The following is a 20,354-nucleotide window of genomic DNA, read 5'->3' as shown; positions in this document are numbered from 1 at the left end:
GGAGCACCGATGGGGCAGTACACCCTGCCGGACATGCCATATGACTACGCCGCGCTGGAGCCGGCGATCACCGGGGAGATCCTGGAGCTGCACCACGCCAAGCACCACGCGGCCTACGTCAAGGGCGCCAACGACACGCTGGAGCGGATGGCCGAGGCCCGGGACAAGAGCGAGTTCGCCAACCTGGTCGGGCTGGAGAAGACCTTCGCCTTCAACCTGTCCGGCCACGTCCTGCACACGATCTTCTGGCAGAACCTCTCACCGGACGGCGGCGACCGCCCCGGTGGCGAGCTCGGTGACGCCATCACCGAGCACTTCGGCTCGTTCGAGGCCTTCCAGCGGCAGCTGACCACGGCCACCTCGACCGTGCAGGGCTCGGGGTGGGGCGTGCTGGCCTGGGAGCCGCTGGGCCGCCGCCTGGTGGTCGAGCAGGTGTACGACCACCACGGCAACGTCGGGATGAACACCACCCCGCTGCTGGTCTTCGACGCCTGGGAGCACGCCTACTACCTGCAGTACCGCAACGTCCGCCCGGACTACGTGGAGAAGCTGTGGTCCCTGGTCAACTGGGACGACGTCATCACCCGCTACACCGCCGCCGCGGCGTGACCGTCCCGTCCTGACCCGGGACGGTCCGAGCCGTCCCTCTGGCGCAGCGGCGCCGTCCCGGCGTGGAACGACCGCGGTATCAGCCCGGCCCGTCCCAGCACCACCTGCCGGCGCCGTCCCCAAGCGGGACGACCCCGTGAACCCGGCGCCCGCACGCCGGCCTTCCTTGGCCACTATCCATCCGGCATGCGGGCGCCGAATGCCGGACCAGGGGCGGCCTGGTTCGACGACGGCATGATCCGACATCGAGGGAGCCCATGAGCGACCAGTGCCGGCACCACGATGCCGAGGCCGCCGCGCCGCTTTCGGCGGAGATCGTCCAGTTGTACGGACTGTGCTACTCCGCTCCTCCCTGGTGCGAGACGCCCGACCAGCTACAGGCTTACCCCGGCAAACTGGCCGCCTCGCTGGCCCGTCCGGGCTTCGCCGCCTGGACCGCCCACGATGACGAGGACAGGCTGACCGGCGTGTGCTACGGGTGGCCGACTCCGGACGACCTGCCGAAAAACCGGATCTACGACAGCGTGATCCGCTCTCTCGGCGCCGCCGCCACCGGCGCACTGGTCCGTGGCGCGTTCGAGGTGGCCGAGCTGTTCGTCCACCCCCGAGCACAAGGCCGGGGTATCGGCCGCGCCCTGCTCACCGCCGCGACCGCCGACCGGCCGTCCGCCTGGCTGATCACGTGCCCCGAGGCTCCGGCCGCCCGCCTCTACAGGAGCATGGGCTGGCGGCACATCGGCCTGCTGCCTGCGGACTTCTACCCCCAGCTGAGACTGGCCGTGTTCGGCCTTCACAACCGTGTCGACGGCACCGACGGCCAGGTCGTAGGGCGCCTCGGCGAGGCGGTAACACCGGCCTGATGCGCCGCTGCTACGGGCTTCGCCTGTACTGCCCCTATGCATAGATTGTCGCTTCTACAAGGCGTACTCTCTTGCAATGAAGCTGCAATAGGGAGGCCTGTGTGCACATCCCCGATGGCTACCTCAGCCCGCAAACCTGCGCTGTGGCGTTCGCCGCGGCGGTGCCGTTCTGGGGCACCGCCGCCGCCCGGGTGAAGAAGGTCGTCAAGACCCGGCACGTCCCCACGCTCGCGATCTTCGCCGCGGTGTGCTTTCTCGCCATGATGTTCAACATCCCCATCCCCGACGGGACCACCGCGCACGCGGTCGGGGGAGGGGTGATCGCGATCGTGCTCGGCCCGTGGGCCGCCGTCATCGCGGTCAGCGTCGCGCTGCTGTTCCAGGCGTTGCTGTTCGGCGACGGAGGCGTGCTCGCCTACGGCGCCAACTGCGTCAACATGGCCATCATCCTGCCCTTCGTCGCCGTCGGGGTGTACCGGCTGATCGCCGGGCGGGCGGAGATCACCAGTGCCCGACGCGTGATCGCCGCGGCGGTGGGCGGGTACGTCGGCATCAACGCCGCCGCTCTGGCCGCCGCCGTCGAGTTCGGCATCCAGCCCGTGCTGTTCCACTCGGCCAACGGCACCCCGCTGTACGCGCCCTACACCCTGGCGCAGACCATCCCGGCGATGGCGCTGGCGCACCTGACCATCGCGGGCGCCGCCGAGGCCATCCTCACCGCCGCCGTCATCGCCTACCTGCAGCGCGCCAACCTGCCACTGCTGCGGCTCAACCACGCCGGCGTCCCCGGCCCCGGTGAGAGCTCCGCCCCGTCCCGCGTGCGGCCCGGCCTGGTCGCGGGCATCGCTGTGGCGATCATGGTGCTGCTGACGCCGCTCGGCCTGCTCGCCCCGGGAGGCGCCTTCGGCGAGGACGCCCCGGAGGACCTCGACCTGGCGGGCCTTCACCTGAACGCGGTGCCCGAAGGGCTCAACAAGTACAACGGCTTCTGGCACAACGCGATCCTGAACGGCTACGACTTCACCGGCGACGGCAACCCCTGGCTGGGCTACATCCTGTCCGCCGTGGTGGGCATCGCGGTGATCGGCGTCGCGGTCTACCTGATCGCGGTGGTGGTCCGCGCCCTGACCGGCCGCCGCGGCGACGACACGCGCGACGGCTCCCGCGACCTGGAGGCGAGCAAGCCATGACGGCCGTCTCGGAGGGGCAGCCGCGGGTACGGACGCCGCAGTGGCTGTTGCAGCCCGAGCTCGCGATGTGCCCGTGCGGGTGCATCGGCAAGCGGCGCAAGGGCTCCTACCTGGAGAAGACCATCACCGGCGTGAGCGGCCTGCTTCAGCAGGTGATGTTCAGCCAGGACGTCGCCGAGCAGCGCGGACTGATGCAGCGCGTCGACCCCCGCGTCAAGGTCGCCGGCCTGGTGGTACTGCTGGTCGCCACCGGGCTGGTCCGCAATCTCGCGGTCCTGGCGGCCTGCTACGCCGCCACGCTGGCCCTGGCGGCGGCCTCGGCGCTGCCGATCTGGTTCTTCGTCAAGAGGGTCTGGCTGTTCGTGCCGATCTTCACCGGCATCATGGTCCTGCCCGCCACCCTGTCGATCGTCTCCGACGGGCCGGTGGTGCTGACGCTGTGGCACTGGCACGGCCAGCCAGAGGGTTTCACCGCCCAAGGGCTCACCGCCGCCGCCCTCGTGGTCAGCAGGGTGGCCGTGTCGATCTCGCTGGTGGTGCTCCTCACCCTGACCACCCCCTGGAACAGGCTACTGGCCGCGCTACGAGCCATCGGCGTGCCGAAGATGTTCGTGCTCGTCATCGGCATGGCCTACCGGTACATCTTCCTGCTGCTGACCACCGTCTCCGACATGTTCCAGGCGAGAAAGGCGCGCATGATCGGCGCGACGAAACACGACAAGGGCGCCCGGGCCTTCGTCGGGGCGACCGCCGGCGCGCTCATCGGCAAGGCGCACCACCTGTCGGAGGAGGTCCATCAGGCCATGACGGCCCGGGGCTACCGGGGCGACGCCAAGACGCTCGAACGCTTCCGGTTCACCGTCGCCGACGCCGCCTGCGCCGCGACCGTGCTGGCCGCCGCCGTACTGATCATTGGAGGTGACCGGTTCCTTGGCCGCTGACACACCACGCCCCGGCAGCGGGGACGCCTGTCATGTGCCGCACGACGACACTCTGCTGGTCTGCGAGGACCTGCACTACGCCTACCTCGAGCGCTTCCCCGCCCTGGACGGGGTGTCCCTCACCGTGCGACGCGGGGAGAAGCTCGCCCTGCTCGGCGCCAACGGCTGTGGCAAATCCACCCTGCTCAAGGTGCTCGACGGGCTGATCTTCCCGCAGCGCGGCACCTACCATGCCTTCGGAGCGCAGGTCACCGAGGACACCATGGAAGACGAGCAGATGTCGACCGGCTTCCGCTCCCGCGTCGGGTTCGTCTTCCAGAACTCCGACGCCCAGGTCTTCTCACCCACCGTGCGCGAGGAGATCGCCTTCGGCCCGCTCCAAATGGGCATGAACCGTGAGCAGGCCGCCCAGCGGGTGGACGACGTGCTCGCCATGCTCGGCATCACCGAGCTGGCCGACCGGACGCCCTTCCAACTGTCGGGAGGACAGAAGAAGAAAGTCGCCATCGCCTCGGTCCTCGTCACCAACCCCGATGTCCTGCTGTTCGACGAGCCCACCGCCGCCCTCGACCCTCGAACCCAGCAGTGGCTGATGGAGCTCATCGAACAGCTCGCCGACGTGGGCAAGACCATCGTGCACGCCACCCACGACCTGGACACCCTGCATCGGATCGCCGACCGCTGCCTGGTGTTCGGCGAGAACCACACCATCGTCGCCGAGGCCACCCCCACCGAACTCCTCGACCGCCGCGACCTGCTTCTGGAGGTCAACCTGATCCATGAGCACACACTTCTGTTCCCCGCCGCCAGAGTCCCCTCCGTGGGCGGATGACGACGACCCGGCACAGATCCTCCGGGCGCACCGACTCCGCCGTACGGTGCCCCGCCGGCTCATCCTCGCCGTCCTCGCCGAGGCGGGCACCCACCTGTCTCCCATGGAGATCCACAGACGTGTCGCGCTGCGCCGCCCCGAACTCCAGGCCAGCACGGTCTACCGCAACGCGGCCACCCTGACCAGGCACGGCCTCCTGCACAGCTTCGACCACGCCGGGCTGACGCTCATCGGCCTCAGCGGTCACCCGCACCACCATCTGGTCTGCGACATCTGCGGCGGTATCACCGACATCCCGAGCTCGGACCTCGCCGCCGCGCTCGATGGGCTGCCCCTGCCCGGAGGGTTCCAGCTGAGCGGCAACGCTCAGCTCCTGCGCGGTGCCTGCGGCCGATGCCGCCAGGACCGCATCGCGATTCACGATCTCAAGGCCGGCGTCTGAGGCACCTGGTCGAACGCCGGCCTCCTCGATCAGGCGAGTTCGGCTCGGGCGATCTCCAGCAGTTTCCTGTCGCGGGTCATCAAAACCAGTGTGCCGACGCGGGACTCCTTCCACGCGGCGAGGCGGTCGATGATCCTGGCCAGCGGCCCCAGCAGGGCCACCTCGTCCAGCAACGCGTCGGGCACGGCCGCGACGGCGTCGGCCCGGCGCCCTGCCAGATGGTGCCCGCGGATCCGCTCGGCCTCCCTCTCGAACCCGATCTCACAGGTTAGCTCGAAGTAGGTGTTGGGCCGACCCGGGGTGACGGGGCCGATGTAGGACGCGTACAGCGGGCGAAGCCGGTCGCGTGCCTGGTAGAGGTCGTCGGCCCTGACCACGGGGATGATGACGGCGATCTCCACGTCCCGGGTCTCCCGGCCCGCGCGTCGGATGCCCTCGTCGAGGGGAGCGGTGATCACTGCCTCACGCTCGGGGGAGTAGAAGCCGGGCATCCAGCCGTCGGCGATCTCCCCGGCCAGCCGGACGCTCCGCGGCCCGACGGCCGCCAGGTAGGTCGGGATCCTTCCCCTGATCGGAGTGAGCGACGAGGTCAACGGCCCGGCCAGGCCCGTGCCCCCCGGTCCGCGGTACGGCAACCGGTAATGCTCGCCCTCGTGCCGCACCGCCTCCTCGCCGGCGATGACCTTGCGCAGGATCTCGACGTACTCACGGACCCGGGCGACGGGCCTGCCGTACGGCACGCCGTGCCAGCCCTCCACGATCGCCGGCGCCGAGACCCCGAGCCCGAGCAGCAGCCGCCCCTCGGACAGGTGGTCCAGCGTCATCGCCGTCATCGCGGTGGCGGCGGGAGTGCGCGCGGCGAGCTGCATGACACCCGTGCCGAGCTGGACCCGCCGGGTCCTGGCCGCCAGGTAGGCGAGGACCGTGACCGCGTCCGCGCCGTACTCCTCGGCGCTCCACACCGAGTCGACGCCGATCCGCTCGGCGAACTCCACCAACGGCAGAATCTGCTTCATCTGTTCCGCGCGGTAGCCGAGCGCCAGACCGAGCCGCATGTCCGAACACTCCTCAGACGACAGGGAGAAGGTCGTGTCCCGCGCCCCGGTACCGGGTGTGGCCGGGGACCCGCGGGGGACGGACCGTCTGGGGGCGCTCACACACGGCCGGGCTCCAGCTTCCCGGCGACGGCGAGCGGAACGCCTGACAGGGCCATCGCGATCTCCGGGGACCGTGCGAACGTCTCGCCCACCACCCGATCGGTCTTCAACAAGAACGCCAGGTGGTTGATGGCATGAGCGGCCACGCTGTCCACTTCCAGCCGATCAGGGGAGGGCGTGGCCGGCGCGCCACCGCGGGCGAGCTCCAGGGTCGGCAGCTCGACAGCCGGAAGCTCCGGGGCGTGATCAGGGCAGACGGCGTAGGTCAGCACGACCTGCCCGTGCGGCGTGTACCGCCAGCTGGTCGAGTGCAGCACACTGATCGTCTCGTCCCGCCCGAGACCGCACGCGCGACGGGCCGCCTCGTCCGGGCTCTCACCCGGCTCCGGCGCCGTGACGACGCGGCGATAGGACCAGCCGCCCTGGAGGTCGGCTCGCAGCATCAAAACCTCCACCGCCACCGGCGCCGGCCCACTGCCCTGATCTCCCACGCGTCTCTCCGGTCGTCCAACCACACTTATTGCGAGCGATACGCAAGAGCATACTTCTAGCATCAGGTGCAGCGGCGACCTTCGCAGAGGTCTCCGGGGGCATGCCTCCAGGTAGCTGTGGGTGAGGTGGGGAGCGGCAGGTTCGACTCCACCGGAGCCAAACCTTTGATCGCCCTGAAGAATGCCCCGACTGCAGGCTCGCCACAGCGCCCTCGAAGGATGATTGGAGGCCATCTTCAGCAGGGATTGTCCTGATCCGCGGCGGACGGCTCACCGGCGAGCAGCCGGTCGACGGCGGCGGTGCGAGCCGAGGCGTGGAGGCCTGCGACGAGGACGACAGGGACGGACATGGGCCCTCCAGTTGGCAAAACGAAAATCGTTATCGTTATCATGGCACAGCTTCGCAACTAGGAAGGATCCAGATTTGGCCCGAAACGAGCTCCGTCCGGTGATCAAGATCCGCTCGACCGCCGGCACCGGCTACACCTACGTCACCAGGAAGAACCGGCGCAACGACCCCGACCGGCTGACGCTGCGCAACTACGACCCGGTCGTCCGCCGGCACGTGCTCTTCAAGGAGGAACGATGAAGAAAGGCATCCACCCCGACTACCACCCGGTCGTCTTCCGGGACCCCGGCGCCGGTTCCGCCTTCCTCACCCGGTCCACGATCAGCAGCGACAAGACCATCGAGTGGACCGACGGCAACACCTACCCGGTGGTCGACGTCGACGTCTCCTCGGCCAGCCATCCCTTCTATACCGGCCGCAGCCGCGTCCTGGACACCGCCGGCCGCGTCGAGCGGTTCAAGCAGCGCTACGGGAGGGAATGATGTCCGCTCACTGTCAGCTGACCGGGATCGGGCCGGTCTTCGGCAACAACGTCTCCCACTCCCACCGCCGCACCCGGCGCCGCTGGAACCCCAACATCCAGCCGCGCCGCTACTGGGTACCGAGCGAGGGACGCTTCATCCGGCTCACGCTCAGCACCCGCGCCATCAAGACGATCGACAAGATCGGCATAGACCGCGCGCTCGCCCGGATCCGCGCCCGAGGGGAGAAGATCTGATGGCCAAGAAGAGCAAGATCGCGGCCAATGAGCGGCGGAAGAAAATGGTCGCCCGGCACGCCACCCGCCGAGCCGAACTGAAGGAGATCATCCGCACCGGTTCCCCGGACGAACGGGCGCGGGCCGTACGAGAACTCGGCCGCCGGCCACGCGATGCCGCCGCCGGCCGAATTCGCAATCGGGACTCCGTCGACGGCCGCCCGCGCGGTCATTTGCGGAAGTTCGGGCTCTCCCGGGTGCGCTTCCGTGAGCTGGCGCACCGGGGCGAGCTGCCCGGCGTCACGAAGGCGAGCTGGTGACCGTGGCCGTCCCCAAGCGCAGGACCTCCCGCAGCAACACCCGCCACCGCCGCAGCCAATGGAAGGTGACCGCCCCCGATCTCGTCCCTGTCACCGTCGACGGACGGCGACTACTGGCCCCACGCCGCCTCATCCGCGCCTATGAGCGAGGACTCGTCAAGATGCAGATGAGGGCTCGGTAGTCGTTCAGAACGCATGCCTGATCAACAGGAGGCAGAGATGATGTAGGTGAGCGCCTCCCGGTGGGTCTGACCCAAGGACTGACTGACTTCGGAATCTGTCGGCCTTGTCGGGACGTGCTCTTGTGCACTCACCGGGTCAGCGCCAGCTCGCCGTCGCGGGTGGCCAGCGTGTTCTGCAGGTCGGCGATCCGCCGGTCCTGCTCACCCATGCGCGCGAGGGTCTCCTGGCGTTCGGCGGCGGCCGCCCGCTGCAGCGCCTCCAGTTCGCCGGCCATCCGGTCGCGGGCGGCCTCGGTGCCGGTGGCGTCGAGACAGGTGCGCGCCGGGATGCGTAGCGCGGGGGACAGTCATGGTCCTCCACGTCCTGAGGGCGTGGACCCCTGCGGACCCGCGCAGGCCCTGGCGTAGGTCTTGACGAAGGGGATGCCAGGGCCTGGCGGATGTGGTGCGATGAGCAGGTGTCCGGGGCTGATGAGAGCAGTCCCGGGCACTCCTAACCGATGCTGTAGTGACCGGTGAAGGCGGCGTTCTTCACGCCGCCGAAGGGGGCGCCGAAGGTGCACTTGCCGGCTCCGCCGAGCAGGTTGGTCTCGAACTCGCCGCTGAAGCGCTGGCCCTCGAATGGGCCGGAGCGCACGACGCCGGAGACGGTGGCCTTGTTGAGGACGCTGGAGTCGATGGTGAGGTCGACCCGGCTCTTGAGCTTGGCGCCGTTGATGGTCCACTCGATCGTGCCCGAGCCGGCGCCGGCGCCGAAGTTGCTGGCCAGGCAGCTCAGCTCGACGCCGGTGAAGTCGGCGGTGATGCGGGCGGACTGGATGCCCATGCCGCTGTTGTCGTTGCAGGTGCGGTCGTCGCCGCGGTAGCTGACCTGGTGCGACTGCGGGAACAGCTGGACGCCGGGGGTGAAGTTGGTGGTGCCGGAGGCGTCGCAGGACACCGAGGTGGCGGCGGCGTGGGCGGTGGTGGCGGTCGCGGGGACGGCCAGGCCGCCGAGCGCGACGGCGGCCGCGAGGACCGCGGTCTTCAGGGGGGTGGACATGATTCTGCTCCTCTCGTGGACAGGGCGGATCAGCGGCGGAGGTGCGGGTGACCACCTGCGCGGTGGGGGTCGCGCCGCCGCTGAATGGTGTGCGACACCACCTTCCTCATCACTCACAGTGATGTCAAGAGTACGTAAAGTAACTGATGGTAATTGGTATCACGCACATTGCAGATGCAATTGCATCCCTGGGCAGTTCCATGACAAGCCGTATCAAGAAGGCCCAAACCCCAAAGGGTGCTACTTTCCGCCGGCGCCGCCGGCCTTGCCATCGACTGGCCGCGTGCCTGGCCCCGAGGGCGTTCTGTTCTCCCTCGCCGCCTAGCTGGTCATCGCCCCCTCGATGAAGGCAGGATCGCACCCAACATCCCGGCCTGCGCGGCGGCGGGCCACCGCGTGCGGTCGTCAGGGTGGGCGTGGCGATGACGGGGGCCGCCGCCACGCATTTCATATGTGGTCGGGTTCGGGATGTCGGGCGAGGAATGCGGGGTGGCTCCAGGTGCCGCCGAGTTCCGGGGCGAGGGAAGCGCGGGCCATAGGGAGGAACGCTTTGCGATCATGTTTGGCGCAGCGTTCGGGTAGGGCCCCCAGGAGAGGGGCGTTCGCCACGGCCGGCAGATCGGTCAGGTTGCAGCGGGCGGCCAGATCAGGGACGGCGGGCCAACTGCCGATGACCAGGCCGTGCAGGGGAAGGCCGCGGGTGCGCAGCGCTTCCGCGGTCAGCGCCGTGGTGTTGAGGGTGCCCAGGCCGGCGGTGGTGATGATCAGGACGGTGGACTCCACGCCGAGGGCACGCAACGCGATGGGGACGTCGGCGATGGTGCCGCCTTGCGGGTCGTAGCGCACGAGGAGGCCGCCTGCGCCCTCGATCAGGACGAGGTCGTGGCTGTCGGCGAGCCGGGTGGCCTGTTCTGCCGCGTGCTGAGGGTGGACGGGCGGGAGGCCGCTTCTGCGGGCGCCGGTGGCCGGTGCGAGCGGTTCGGGGTAGCGGGCCAGTTCGCTGCAGGTGATGGGGCCCGCCAGGCGCGCGGCCTCCTCCACATCGCAGAGTTCCCCGGGGGTCAGGCCGGCTTGAGCCGGTTTCAGTACGGCGACGCGGCGGCCCGCCGCGACCGCCAGGGACGCGATGGCGGCGGTGACCACGGTCTTGCCGATCTCGGTCCCGGTGCCGGTGATGATCAGCACGCGCATGGAAGGTCTCTCCTTTGTGGCGTCAGCCGACTGCGGCGGCCGCGACGATCGCGGTGGTGATGCGGCCGAGGTCGGCGTCGTCGACGACGTAGGGCGGCATCGTGTAGACGAGATCCCTGAAGGGGCGTATCCACACACCATGTTGTGCGGCGGCGCGGGTGGCGGCGGCCACGTCGACGTCATGGTCGAGCTGGACGACGCCGATGGCGCCGAGCACACGGACCTCGCGCACCCCGCTCAGCCGGCGCGCGTGGGCCAGCCCGGACCGCAATCCCGCCTCGATTCGTTTGACCTGGCTCTCCCACGCCCCGGACGTCAGGAGGTCGAGCGAGGCGCCCGCGACGGCGGCGGCGAGCGGGTTGCCCATGAACGTCGGGCCGTGGGCGAGCACGGGGAAGTCACCGCGGCCGATGCCGTGCGCCACCTCGGGCGTGCAGATTGTGGCGGCCATGCTGAGATAGCCGCCGGTGAGCGCCTTGCCCAGGCACATCACGTCCGGTGCGACGCCGGCGTGGTCGGCGGCGAACAGCGCGCCGGTCCGGCCGAAACCGGTCGCGATCTCGTCGAACACGAGGAGGACGCCGTGCTCGTCGCACAGCTCCCGCAGCACCCGAAGGTAGCCGGGCGACAGGAAACGCATGCCGCCGGCGTTCTGCACCACCGGCTCGACGATGACGGCCGCCACCTCGTGCGCGTGCTGTTCGAACAGCTGGGCCAGGTGCGCGGTGTAGGCGGGGTCGGGTCCGGCGTCGAACCCGGCGGGCGGGGCGTCGGCGAAGACCTGCCGCGGCAGCACGCCGGTCCACAACGCGTGCATGCCCTTGTCGGGGTCGCATACGGACATCGGCTGGAAGGTGTCGCCGTGATACCCGCCACGCCAGGTCAGCAGGCGATGTCTGCCCGGGTGGCCGAGCGACCGCCAGTACTGCAGGCACATCTTGACCGCCACCTCCACGGCCACCGAGCCCGAGTCGACCAGGAAGACGTGTTCCAGCGGGTCGGGGGTGATCTCGGCGAGGCGGCCGGCGAGGCGGATCGCAGGCTCATGGGTGAGTCCGCCGAACATCACGTGGCTCATCCGGCTCAGCTGGTCGCGTACGGCGGCGTCCAGTACGGGGTGGGCGTAACCGTGGATGGCGGCCCACCAGGAGGACATCGCGTCCACCAGTTCCACGTGGCCCTCGATCGGCTCCGCCAGCCGCAGCCGTACCCCTGAGGCCGATTCCACCAGCAGCGGGGCCGCGCGGCCCGGCATCGGCGCGTACGGATGCCACACATGGGCCCGGTCCAGCTCCAACAGCTCCGGGACGCGCCGCGGGTCAGGCATTGGGCGCGAGGTCGGTACCGGCGCCGCGGCGGCGCGGCGTCACCAGGTCGGTACGCGCGGGCTCGGTGGCCGGCGCGTCGCGGTGCTCGCCGGGCTGGGTGGGTGCGGTCCCGCCGCGGTGCTCGGGCAGCGTGGCGGACCCGGGTTCCTCCACCACGAAGCCGGCGTCCTTGATCATTTCCAGGTCGGCCTTCCCGGGCTGACCCTCGCTGGTCAGGTAGTCACCGAGGAAGATCGAGTTGACGATGTGCAGAGCCAGGGGTTGCAGGCCGCGCAGATGGATCTCTCTGCCACCGGCGAGGCGCACCTCCACGTCCGGGCAGACGAAGCGCACCATCGCCAGGATCCGCAGGCACCGCTGCGGGGTGAGCTCCCATGTCCGTGACAGCGGGGTCCCCGGGAAAGGGATCAGGAAATTCACCGGTACCGAGTCCACGTCGAGATCCCGCAGCGCGAAGACCACGTCCACCAGGTCCGCGTCGCTCTCCCCCATTCCGGCGATCAGGCCGGAGCACGCCGACATGCCTGCCTCACGTGAACGCCGGACCGTCTCCACCCGATCGGCGAACCCGTGCGTGGTACAGATCTTGCCGTACTGGTCCTCGGAGGTGTTGAGGTTGTGGCTGTAGGCATGGACGCCCGCGTCGCGTAATCGCGCGGCCTGCTGTGGCGAGAGCAGACCCAGGCAGGCGCAGATCTCCACCTCGGGACTGCTCTGCTTGATCGCCTCGATGGTGCTGGCCACCCGTTCGACGTCCCTGTCGGTGGGGCCGCGCCCGCTGGCGACCAGGCACACGCGCTTGGCGCCGCCCTTCGTCCCGGCCTCCGCCACGGCGGCGGCCTCGTGCGGCTTGAGCCAGCTGTAGGTGAGGATGTCGGCTGTCGAGCCCAGCCGCTGAGAGCAGTACGAGCAGTCCTCAGGACACAGGCCCGACTTCAGGTTGACGAGGTAGTTGAGCTTGACCCGGCGTCCGAACCACTTGCGCCGCACTTTGCCGGCCGCGGCCACCACGTCGAGCAGGTCGTCGTCAGAGGTCGCCAGCACGGCCAGGGCCTCCTCACGGGTCGGCGAGTGTCCGCGGAGTCCCTTCTCCACCAGGGTGATCAACAGTTCCATGCCTCGATCCTCCGCCAGGCCGCCGGTGCGACCCGATGGCCGACCCGGACAAGAGCGATCAGGGAACGTTGTAGAACGGCCCTACAGCCGCCGCCCGATCCTCGGGCTAGGTTCCCTGGCCATGCGCCCTAACCCGTTCGACTGGATGGACGTCCAGACCGAACAGCGCCGCCGCGCCGGTCTGGTCCGATCCTTACGCCCACGGCCCCCCAGGTCACCGCTGCTCGATCTCGCCTCCAACGACTATCTGGGCCTGGCCAGGCACCCGTCACACGCGCCGCCGCGGAGGCGGCGATGCTCTGGGGAACCGGAGCCACGGGCTCGCGGCTCGTCACAGGAACGACCGAGCTGCACGCCGCACTGGAAGCCGAGCTCGCGGACTTCACCGGTTTCGAAGCGGCGCTGGTCTTCGCCTCTGGTTACGCGGCGAACCTGGCCGCCGTCACCGCCCTGACCGGCCCAGGAGTCCTGATCTCCTCCGACCGCCACAATCATGCCCCTGGCCGACCTGGCCGAGGCCGTCCGGGGTGTCGGAGCGGCCATGATCGTGGACGACGCGCACGGATTCGGCGTGCTGGGGACAGGAGGGCGTGGAGCGGCGGCCGCGGCCGGTCTCGCCGGCGCGCCTGACCTCATCTGCACGATTACGCTGTCCAAAGCGCTCGGCAGTCAGGGGGAGCGGTGCTCGGCCCGGCCCGCGTGATCGACCACCTGATCAACACCGCCAGGACATTCATCTTCGACACCGGCCTCGCTCCCGCCGCGGCCGCCGCCGCGCTGGCGGGGCTCCGTCTGCTGCGCCGCGACCCCGTGCGCCCGTCCATCGCCCGCGACACCGCACGCGAGCTGCACGCCAGGCTCGCCGCGGCGGGGCTGGACACGCCACCGCCCCGGGCATGCGTGCTGTCCGTGCGCGCCGAGAACGCCGGCACCGCCGTTGGCTGGGCAGCCGCCTGCCGGGACGCCGGCATCGCCGTCGGCTGCTTCCGCCCGCCATCAGTCCCGGACGGAATCTCACGACTGCGGCTGTCCACACACGCGGACCTCACACCGCGGGACATCGACCAGATCGCCGATGTGCTCATTGAAACGACCCCGCGATGAAACAAGGTGCCCGATCACCCTGGCCGGCCATAGGGTCATGTGTTCATGTGCCGATGACGCGAACCGCTGAGTGAGGCGGTCCACCGCCCCGGTTGTCCCGCCTGACCGGAGAGCCGTCCTTCGGGAGAGCCACGCGGGCGACGTAACCGCGCCGCCGTGTGCGGCATTGCGCTTGCTGGCGAGCCCTGTCAGGTGTACGCGGAGACCAGGACGGTGAACAGGGCGTCCAAGGCCGCCGGGTAGGCGCGTTCCGATGCGGCGGCGAAGCCGACCAGCAGCCCTTGGGGGCGGTCGTCGGGGTTGTGGTGGAGTTCGGTGAGGCCGCGGATGCCCAGTCCCTGCTCGGTGCACCGGTCCAGGAGTTCGGCCTCGGTCGGACCCATGGTGGGGAGGGTGAGCAGGCTGTGCAAACCGGCAGGGACTCCGTGGACGGTGATGCCGGGGCAGGCGGCGACTCGGTCGAGCAGAAGCATGCGGCGACGCCGGTAGCGCAGACGGGCGGCCCGGATGTGACGATCGTAGGCGTAGCCGCTGATGAGCTCAGCAAGGACCAACTGGTTGAGCGTCTCGGTGAACAGGTCGGCGTCCTGTTTGGCCCGCACGAGGTCGGGGACGAGGTGGGGCGGTAGGACCATCCACGCCAGGCGCAGCGCCGGGCCGAGCGTCTTGGAGGCCGTTCCGCAGTAGACCACGTGGTCGGGGGCGATCCCCTGTAGGGCACCGATAGGCCGGCGGTCGTAGCGGTATTCGCCGTCGTAGTCGTCCTCGATGACCACACCGCCGGTGGAGCGGGCCCATGCGCACACGGTCTGCCGGCGGCTGGGATGGAGAGGCACGCCGGTCGGATACTGGTGCGATGGGGTGAGGAACACCGCACCGGCGCCTGGCGGCACCGTGTCGACACGGGCGCCTTGCTGATCGACCGGCAAAGGTACGGTGGCCAGCCCGCCGCGTTGGATGGCCTGCCTGTAGACGTTGTGGCCGGGGTCTTCCAGCGCGGCGCTCGTGATGCCCCGGCCGGCCAGCACGCCGCTGAGCAGGGTCACACCCTGGTGGTAGCCAGAAGTGATCACGATGCGATCGGGCGTGGCGACGACGCCGCGGGTACGGCCCAGGTACCCGGCGAGCGCCCGGCGAAGCTCGATTCGGCCCTGCGGATCACCAGCCGCGAAGATCTCCGGGCGAGCTCCCGTCAGCACCCGGCGGGTCGCGGCGAGCCAGGCACCAGTGGGGAAGGCGCTGACATCGGGGAGTCCGGGCCGCAGATCATGACGGATCCGCGGTGAAGCCGATGGTGACGCGGTGGTCACCGAAGCACGCGACGGCAGCTCGGTCACCGTGAAGCCCGATCCCGGGCGGGTCGCCAGGAAACCTTCCTCGACCAGCTGGTTGTAGGCGGCGGTGACCGTGCCCCGCGAGAGGCCGAGGTCCCGGGCCAGCCCTCGGGTTGACGGAAGAAGCGTCCCGGCGGGCAGGCGTCCGTCCTGAATCGCCGCGCGCAGGGCAGACTCCAGACCGGACCGCCGCTTGGCGGTGGCCTGGAGGTCGAGATGCAGGTCGAGGCCGGAACTGGACCAAAAATGCGACATAAGACTGGATCTTATTTTCTAGTCCGGTCTCCTCTTAGTCTCGAAACCCGGCCTCCCAGGATGAAGGAACCACGGCATTGATCGTTATCGCCCATGTCAGCGACACCCACCTCGACACCGGTGAGCGGAGCATCAGGCGCACCCGGGCCGTCATGGCCTACCTCGAAGACCTTCCCTACGATCTGGACGCCGTACTGATCACCGGAGACGTCGCAGACCACGGCCGGCCGGAGGAGTACAAGCTGGCCCGCGAGCTGTTCTCCTCGAGACATCCGGTCATGGTCTGTCCCGGTAACCATGACGACCGTGCAGCCTTCCGCGAATTCCTTCTAGGGCAACCCGGCTCGACGACGCCGATCAACCAGGTGCGCCGCGTGGGCGATGCCCTCATCGCCCTGTGCGACTCCTCCATACCGGGCAGGGACGAGGGAGTGCTGGAGGAGGAGACGCTGGCCTGGCTGGCACAGATGCTGGCGGAGGAGCCGGAGACGACACCCGTCCTGGTCGGATTCCACCACCCACCGGCTCTACTGCACGAGCCCTTCATCGACGGCATCCGCCAGTTCCGCGCCGAACGGCTCGCGGCCCTCGCCGACCGCCACCCCAATTTGGTGGCCTTCCTGTGCGGGCATGCCCACATGGCGGCCGCGACCACCTTCGCCGGACGGCCACTGCTGGTGGCGCCGGGGGTGGTCTCCACGGTCCGCCTGCCGTGGGAGCGGCGCGCCCATCCACAGGACCTCGTCGACCTCGACCAGCCGCCCGGACTCGCCTTCCACATCCTGGAGGACACCCGACGGCTGACGACGCACTACCGGTGTGTTCTCACGTGAACACCCAACAAGTGGCCTGGAGTAACGCGCGTCCCCAAACTGATGATCTTTGACAGCAACGGGGGACGCGTCGACAGGCGAGGTAAGCACGAGTCGGTGCGGGTTCGCCGGGCGTTGATCATCATGGCGTCGGCGTCTGCCGGTGCCGGCGATCGCGCGGCTGGTGGCGGCGCACGAGGCAGCGAGCGCCAGCGACGCCGGGGCCGACCGGCCACCAAGGCAGCATGATCAAACCTGGCTCATGTTCGTGGTCAGTGCCCTAGACATGGCCGCCGCCGCGCAGGTGGACGAGTGGCAGGAAGACCTCGTCCACGGTCCCGGCCATGTCGGGGAAGGCGGACCCGTCCATCAGGGCATGCTGCACCACAACAATGGGGAGGCGCAGGATTCGCGGGCCGATCGCGGCCGGGTCGAAGCCGGCTGCGGCCACCACCTCGGCCAGCTGTGCCATAGCCTCATCGGCCGTGCGGCGCCGCAGTGCCGCGGTCAGCCCCGGATCAAGGCCGGCAGTCGCCAGCCCACGATGTCCGGCGGCCACGCTCTGCAGGATCGCCAGCGTGTCCGCCCGCAGGTCGCCGGTGCGAGTTGGACGGCCGAGCCTGGGCGCCCGCCGCTCAAGCACAGCGGCCACCAGATCCTCCTTGCCCGGCCACCGCCGATACAGAACCGCCTTGCTGGTCCCGGCCTTAGCCGCGACGCCCGCCATCGTGAACCCGCCATAGCCGGTCGCGACAAGCTCTGCCCAGGCAGCGTCCAGAATCGCCTCTTCCAGCACCGCCCCGCGACGCCTGCTCTCACCCACAACCTTAAGATACCCCGAGTTTCCTATTGCCCTTGGAGTGGGTTGGCCTCACCATAAGAAACCCCGAGTTCCTTATGGAGGTATCGATGGAGAACATGCTCAAGGTCCCGGATGCCGAGATCTTCTACAGGACGCGTGGGAGCGGCCCGGTGCTGCTCCTCCTGCCCGGCGGGGACGGCGATGCCGACGCCTGCGGCGGCCTGGCCATCCACCTGGAGGACGCCTTCACAATCGTCACCTTCGACCGCCGTGGCCTGTCCCGCAGCACCAGCACCGGCGCGGCACCCGACCTGACCGTCCACGCCGACGACGCGGCCCGCGTCCTCGCCGCCGTCACCCACCAGCCCGCCCTGGTATTCGGCGCCAGCATCGGCGCCCTGATCGCCCTGGAACTGACAACCCGCCACCCCGACCAGGTCCGCCTCGCCATCGCCCACGAACCGCCGGTCGGCACGCTGCTGCCCGCAGACACCCGCGCCGAGCTGGTCAGCGACCAACTGGCCGTCGAGAAGGCGCACCGCCGTGATGGGGCCCTCGCGGCAATGGCGCAGTTCATACGGCTAGCCCGGCTGGACTTCAGCGACCGCGAACCCGACGTCCACCTCACACCGCCAGGCCCGGAACGGCTGTCCAACCTGGAGTTCTTCCTCACACACGACGCCCCCGCAGTACGCCGATACCACCCCGACATCACCGCCCTGCGCGCCCACGCCACGAAGATCGTCCCCGCAGTCGGCGCGACCACGACCGGCCCGATCACACACTGCGCGCATGCGCTGGCAGACCTGCTGAACATGCCCGTGACGACCCTGCCCGGCGGCCACAACGGTTTCGCATCCCACCCCCGCGCCCTCGCCGCCCACCTGCGCACGATCTTTGCCGCACACCGATGAAAGAGCGCGCGCCCACCAACCGACGTCAGACGGCGTGTCACCAGACCGGCGAATGTTGGTGGACACCGCGCTAAGGAGGTCAGCGACGAGCTGTGGGCGATGATCGAGCCGCTGCTGCCCCAGCGTCAGCGGCGGTTCCGCCATCCGGGGCGCAAGCGGCTGGGTGATCGACTGGCGTTGCAGGGCATCTCGTTCGTGTTGCACACCGGGATCGCCTGGGAGCACCTGCCGCAGGAGTTGGGGCCGGCGCCGGGCGCGCGGCCGGGGGAGGGGGATGCGGAACTGTCCGGGGGATCCTGAGTCGGGAATGACCGGCGGCTTGATCGTCATGCCAGGCAGACCCAACCCGAAACATCGTTGCCGCCCGACTCAGGTGTCGAGGAGTTCCGGCACGAAGATGTCCTCGCACGTCAGCTGGCGCTTCGACAGGCCCTGCTCGTGGTGGTAGCGCAAGAAGGTGTCGATGGCCTTGCGGTTCGCGGCGACGCCGTAGGGCCACCAGTCGTCGCCGAGCAGCCGACGGTTCTCCTCGAACAGTGCGCTGAACCACGGCGTGATGACGCTCATGTGCTGCTTCGTGGCGTCGTCGAGGTACTTGCGCTCGGAGAGCTCCTTGGCTTGCGTGAAGGCGTCGTACACGGCCCGTGCGAGGCCCGGCCGATGTGCCAGTTCCCTGCGGATCGCGATGATGTGCATAGGGGGGAAGATCCCGGTGCGGCGGTAGTAGTCGCGCTCCACGGCCTCGTAGTCGGGGAACAGGCGGGCGACCTTCGGTGAGCCCTCCAGCACCGCCTGCGGCACGTCGACGGAGATCAGTGCGTCGATCTCGCCGGATTCGAGCATGGCTCCCAGGGTCTGGCCGTCCCCCGCGTGGCGCACGTCGACGCCGTCCGGGACGGGCTGTGGGACCCAGTCGAAGGCGGGAATGGGGTGGTTGGTGCCGCCGATGACCCAGCGGCAGTGGTCGGGGGTCACGCCGTACTCGTCGGCCAGGATGCCCTTCGACCAGACCCCGGCGTCGTGACCGTAGAGAGCGAACTCGCCGACGGTCCTGCCGACGAGGTCCTGCGGCTTCTCGACCCCGCTGGCGGTGTTCACGAAGATCGCCGAGTGGCGGAAGTTGCGGTTGGGCAGGATCGGCAGCGCCAGGAACGGCGCGTCGTCGAGGTCGAAGGTGCGCAGGAAGTAGGTGAGACCGAACTCGGAGAGGTCGTAGTGTCCCTCGACGGCGCGGCGGAAGATGTCCGACACGAGGGGTGCCGTCTCGAACACCGCGTCCACCCCGTCGACCGCGACCCGGCCGTCGAACAGTGCCTCAGTGTGCTCGTAGGTGTAGACGCCGATGCTCAGCTCAGTGCCCATCAGTGTGATCGCCTCTCGGGGAGTTCGTGGGCAGGCTCACTTCCGTAAATGATCGTTCACTTTTATCATGGTCCCAGAGTAGCCGAGCCGTCAAGGTGAATGTTCATTCACGATGAGAGGGGCCGTCATGCCTCGCATCACAGCCGAGCGCCGCGAGGCCAAGCGCGCCGAGATCGTCGCGGCGGCCCGCCGCTGCTTCTCCCGCGACGGGTTCCACCAGACCTCAATGCCGGACATCGCCGCGGAGGCCGGCGTCTCGGCCGGCGCGCCCTACCGCTACTTCACGAGCAAGGAGGAGATCATCCTCGCTATTGCGGGCGACGCGTTCCGGCTGATCTTCGAACCGGTCGAGCGGCTGGCCGACAGCACAGACGCCCCGGCCGTCGCGGAACTGGTGGCCGCCGCGCTCGACACCATCAGCGGCGAGACGGTGCAGGACACGGCGGGGCACACAGTCACAGTCGACGACCTGCTGCGCTGCGTCGTGCAGGCGTGGTCGGAAGTGCTGCGCAACGACGAGGTGCGCGGCCCGGCTGCGGAGGGCTTTGAGAAGACCCGCGCCAGTATCGCCGACGCGCTGCGCCGCGGCCGGGCCGCGGGCGCGGTGCCCGCCGCCGTGGACCCGGATCGCGGAGCCCGCGTGGTGATGGGGCTGCTGCACGGATTCCTGCTCCAGCGCGTGGCCTTCGGACTCACGGACACGGCCGGCTTCGCAGAGGACCTGCATGCCGGGCTGTTTTGAGTGATGGGTCCCACGGCCGCCGTTCATCCACAACCTTGATCCACTTTCACAGCGGACCCCTGGTTTTGATCGGTGGCCGTCTCTCCGCCGACCACGCGATCGACATAGCCGCTGTAAGTGCGCCCGGAACCAGGGCCACGACCGCAGCTGCCAGCACCCAGGACCGACCTGGTCGAGCACCGCGGCATCGAGTGTCCACGACAGATCGCGGGCGGTCACCACCACCTCAACGGGGTCAGCGCCCAGGAGGCTCTCTCCGGAGGGGAGCCGGTGCCGAATCAC

General features: G+C 69.4%; 26 protein-coding genes and 1 pseudogene. 17 read left to right on the top strand and 10 right to left on the bottom strand.

Annotation, left to right across the window (positions count from 1 at the left end; translation table 11 throughout):
* The first annotated feature begins 9 nt into the window (after positions 1-9).
* From KIK05_RS35000 to KIK05_RS34975, 6 genes are all read left to right on the top strand, one after another.
* Positions 10-609, top strand: coding sequence for a superoxide dismutase (locus KIK05_RS35000; RefSeq protein WP_214415135.1), 600 nt, complete (start codon positions 10-12; stop codon positions 607-609).
* Between the two features lie 257 nt (positions 610-866).
* Entirely contained in the window at positions 867-1,469 is a 603-nt protein-coding gene (locus KIK05_RS34995) for a GNAT family N-acetyltransferase (protein WP_214415125.1), read from the top strand.
* A 101-nt stretch (positions 1,470-1,570) separates the two neighbouring features.
* Positions 1,571-2,659 carry a cobalt transporter CbiM gene (gene cbiM, locus KIK05_RS34990; protein WP_214415124.1) on the top strand — a complete coding sequence of 363 codons (1,089 nt, stop codon included), beginning with the start codon at positions 1,571-1,573 and terminating at the stop codon, positions 2,657-2,659.
* A complete protein-coding gene (gene cbiQ / locus KIK05_RS34985) occupies positions 2,656-3,600 on the top strand; it encodes a cobalt ECF transporter T component CbiQ (protein WP_214415123.1) in 945 nt (314 codons plus the stop codon). The genes cbiM and cbiQ overlap by 4 nt, the downstream gene beginning before the upstream one ends.
* Positions 3,590-4,432 (top strand): energy-coupling factor ABC transporter ATP-binding protein, encoded by an 843-nt coding sequence (locus KIK05_RS34980; protein ID WP_214415122.1) that lies wholly within the window; start codon positions 3,590-3,592, stop codon positions 4,430-4,432. The genes cbiQ and KIK05_RS34980 overlap by 11 nt, the downstream gene beginning before the upstream one ends.
* 46 nt (positions 4,433-4,478) lie before the next feature.
* Positions 4,479-4,874 (top strand): Fur family transcriptional regulator, encoded by a 396-nt coding sequence (locus tag KIK05_RS34975; RefSeq protein ID WP_214415121.1) that lies wholly within the window; start codon positions 4,479-4,481, stop codon positions 4,872-4,874.
* 29 nt (positions 4,875-4,903) lie between these two features.
* Here KIK05_RS34975 and KIK05_RS34970 read toward each other — a convergent pair whose 3' ends face one another.
* Together KIK05_RS34970 and KIK05_RS34965 are read right to left on the bottom strand one after the other, a co-directional pair.
* Positions 4,904-5,929 (bottom strand): LLM class F420-dependent oxidoreductase, encoded by a 1,026-nt coding sequence (locus KIK05_RS34970; protein ID WP_214415120.1) that lies wholly within the window; start codon positions 5,927-5,929, stop codon positions 4,904-4,906.
* Positions 5,930-6,027: 98 nt separating this feature from the next.
* Positions 6,028-6,474 carry a hypothetical protein gene (locus KIK05_RS34965; protein WP_214415119.1) on the bottom strand — a complete coding sequence of 149 codons (447 nt, stop codon included), beginning with the start codon at positions 6,472-6,474 and terminating at the stop codon, positions 6,028-6,030.
* Between the two features lie 472 nt (positions 6,475-6,946).
* Here KIK05_RS34965 and rpmG point away from each other — a divergent pair, with 472 nt between their 5' ends.
* Genes rpmG through rpmF form a run of 5 tightly spaced genes read left to right on the top strand, consistent with a single transcriptional unit; the run spans position 6,947 to position 8,070 of the window.
* The gene (gene rpmG, locus KIK05_RS34960; protein ID WP_214415118.1) at positions 6,947-7,111 is read left to right on the top strand and encodes a 50S ribosomal protein L33; all 165 of its coding nucleotides are present in this window, start codon (positions 6,947-6,949) and stop codon (positions 7,109-7,111) included.
* On the top strand, positions 7,108-7,353 hold the full coding sequence (locus tag KIK05_RS34955; protein WP_214415117.1) for a type B 50S ribosomal protein L31: 246 nt from the start codon (positions 7,108-7,110) through the stop codon (positions 7,351-7,353). Before rpmG ends, KIK05_RS34955 begins: the two co-directional genes overlap by 4 nt.
* On the top strand, positions 7,353-7,589 hold the full coding sequence (gene rpmB / locus KIK05_RS34950) for a 50S ribosomal protein L28 (protein WP_214415116.1): 237 nt from the start codon (positions 7,353-7,355) through the stop codon (positions 7,587-7,589). Before KIK05_RS34955 ends, rpmB begins: the two co-directional genes overlap by 1 nt.
* Positions 7,589-7,888 (top strand): 30S ribosomal protein S14, encoded by a 300-nt coding sequence (gene rpsN, locus KIK05_RS34945; RefSeq protein ID WP_214415115.1) that lies wholly within the window; start codon positions 7,589-7,591, stop codon positions 7,886-7,888. The genes rpmB and rpsN overlap by 1 nt, the downstream gene beginning before the upstream one ends.
* 2 nt (positions 7,889-7,890) lie before the next feature.
* On the top strand, positions 7,891-8,070 hold the full coding sequence (rpmF, locus tag KIK05_RS34940; RefSeq protein WP_214415134.1) for a 50S ribosomal protein L32: 180 nt from the start codon (positions 7,891-7,893) through the stop codon (positions 8,068-8,070).
* Between the two features lie 128 nt (positions 8,071-8,198).
* Here the strand turns inward: rpmF and KIK05_RS34935 are convergent, their stop codons facing one another.
* From KIK05_RS34935 to bioB, 5 genes are all read right to left on the bottom strand, one after another.
* Entirely contained in the window at positions 8,199-8,345 is a 147-nt protein-coding gene (locus KIK05_RS34935; RefSeq protein ID WP_214415114.1) for a hypothetical protein, read from the bottom strand.
* 218 nt (positions 8,346-8,563) lie between these two features.
* Positions 8,564-9,112, bottom strand: coding sequence for a hypothetical protein (locus KIK05_RS34930; RefSeq protein WP_214415113.1), 549 nt, complete (start codon positions 9,110-9,112; stop codon positions 8,564-8,566).
* Between the two features lie 447 nt (positions 9,113-9,559).
* Positions 9,560-10,303, bottom strand: a complete 744-nt coding sequence (gene bioD, locus KIK05_RS34925) for a dethiobiotin synthase (protein ID WP_214415112.1) — start codon at positions 10,301-10,303, stop codon at positions 9,560-9,562.
* Between the two features lie 22 nt (positions 10,304-10,325).
* Positions 10,326-11,630: an adenosylmethionine--8-amino-7-oxononanoate transaminase gene (locus tag KIK05_RS34920; RefSeq protein ID WP_214415111.1), complete on the bottom strand. Its 1,305-nt coding sequence runs from the start codon at positions 11,628-11,630 to the stop codon at positions 10,326-10,328.
* Positions 11,623-12,747, bottom strand: a complete 1,125-nt coding sequence (gene bioB / locus KIK05_RS34915) for a biotin synthase BioB (RefSeq protein ID WP_214415110.1) — start codon at positions 12,745-12,747, stop codon at positions 11,623-11,625. The genes KIK05_RS34920 and bioB overlap by 8 nt, the downstream gene beginning before the upstream one ends.
* A gap of 294 nt (positions 12,748-13,041) precedes the next feature.
* On the opposite strand from bioB, the gene KIK05_RS49545 reads away from it, so the two are divergent.
* Entirely contained in the window at positions 13,042-13,377 is a 336-nt protein-coding gene (locus tag KIK05_RS49545) for an aminotransferase class I/II-fold pyridoxal phosphate-dependent enzyme (RefSeq protein WP_372455634.1), read from the top strand.
* Positions 13,289-13,851, top strand: a pseudogene (locus tag KIK05_RS49140) (aminotransferase class I/II-fold pyridoxal phosphate-dependent enzyme). Before KIK05_RS49545 ends, KIK05_RS49140 begins: the two are co-directional and overlap by 89 nt.
* Before the next feature lie 188 nt (positions 13,852-14,039).
* Here KIK05_RS49140 and pdxR read toward each other — a convergent pair.
* Positions 14,040-15,440, bottom strand: coding sequence for a MocR-like pyridoxine biosynthesis transcription factor PdxR (gene pdxR / locus KIK05_RS34905; RefSeq protein WP_214415109.1), 1,401 nt, complete (start codon positions 15,438-15,440; stop codon positions 14,040-14,042).
* A gap of 77 nt (positions 15,441-15,517) precedes the next feature.
* Here pdxR and KIK05_RS34900 point away from each other — a divergent pair, with 77 nt between their 5' ends.
* A complete protein-coding gene (locus tag KIK05_RS34900) occupies positions 15,518-16,273 on the top strand; it encodes a metallophosphoesterase (RefSeq protein ID WP_214415108.1) in 756 nt (251 codons plus the stop codon).
* Positions 16,274-16,532: 259 nt separating this feature from the next.
* On the opposite strand, the gene KIK05_RS34895 is transcribed toward KIK05_RS34900, so the two are convergent.
* The gene (locus KIK05_RS34895; protein ID WP_214415107.1) at positions 16,533-17,075 is read right to left on the bottom strand and encodes a TetR/AcrR family transcriptional regulator; all 543 of its coding nucleotides are present in this window, start codon (positions 17,073-17,075) and stop codon (positions 16,533-16,535) included.
* A gap of 86 nt (positions 17,076-17,161) precedes the next feature.
* Between KIK05_RS34895 and KIK05_RS34890 the strand changes: the two genes are divergently transcribed.
* Both KIK05_RS34890 and KIK05_RS34885 read left to right on the top strand, forming a co-directional pair.
* On the top strand, positions 17,162-17,968 hold the full coding sequence (locus KIK05_RS34890) for an alpha/beta fold hydrolase (RefSeq protein ID WP_214415106.1): 807 nt from the start codon (positions 17,162-17,164) through the stop codon (positions 17,966-17,968).
* 90 nt (positions 17,969-18,058) lie between these two features.
* Positions 18,059-18,268 carry a transposase gene (locus tag KIK05_RS34885; RefSeq protein WP_372455635.1) on the top strand — a complete coding sequence of 70 codons (210 nt, stop codon included), beginning with the start codon at positions 18,059-18,061 and terminating at the stop codon, positions 18,266-18,268.
* Positions 18,269-18,337: 69 nt separating this feature from the next.
* Here the strand turns inward: KIK05_RS34885 and KIK05_RS34880 are convergent, their stop codons facing one another.
* Positions 18,338-19,330, bottom strand: coding sequence for a hypothetical protein (locus tag KIK05_RS34880; protein ID WP_214415104.1), 993 nt, complete (start codon positions 19,328-19,330; stop codon positions 18,338-18,340).
* Positions 19,331-19,457: 127 nt separating this feature from the next.
* Between KIK05_RS34880 and KIK05_RS34875 the strand changes: the two genes are divergently transcribed.
* Positions 19,458-20,072, top strand: a complete 615-nt coding sequence (locus tag KIK05_RS34875; RefSeq protein WP_214415103.1) for a TetR/AcrR family transcriptional regulator — start codon at positions 19,458-19,460, stop codon at positions 20,070-20,072.
* Positions 20,073-20,354: the final 282 nt, after the last annotated feature.

The organism is Sphaerisporangium fuscum, assembly GCF_018531465.1.
GTDB classification, from domain to species: domain Bacteria; phylum Actinomycetota; class Actinomycetes; order Streptosporangiales; family Streptosporangiaceae; genus Sphaerisporangium; species Sphaerisporangium fuscum.
This window is presented reverse-complemented; position numbering and strand designations above follow the sequence as displayed.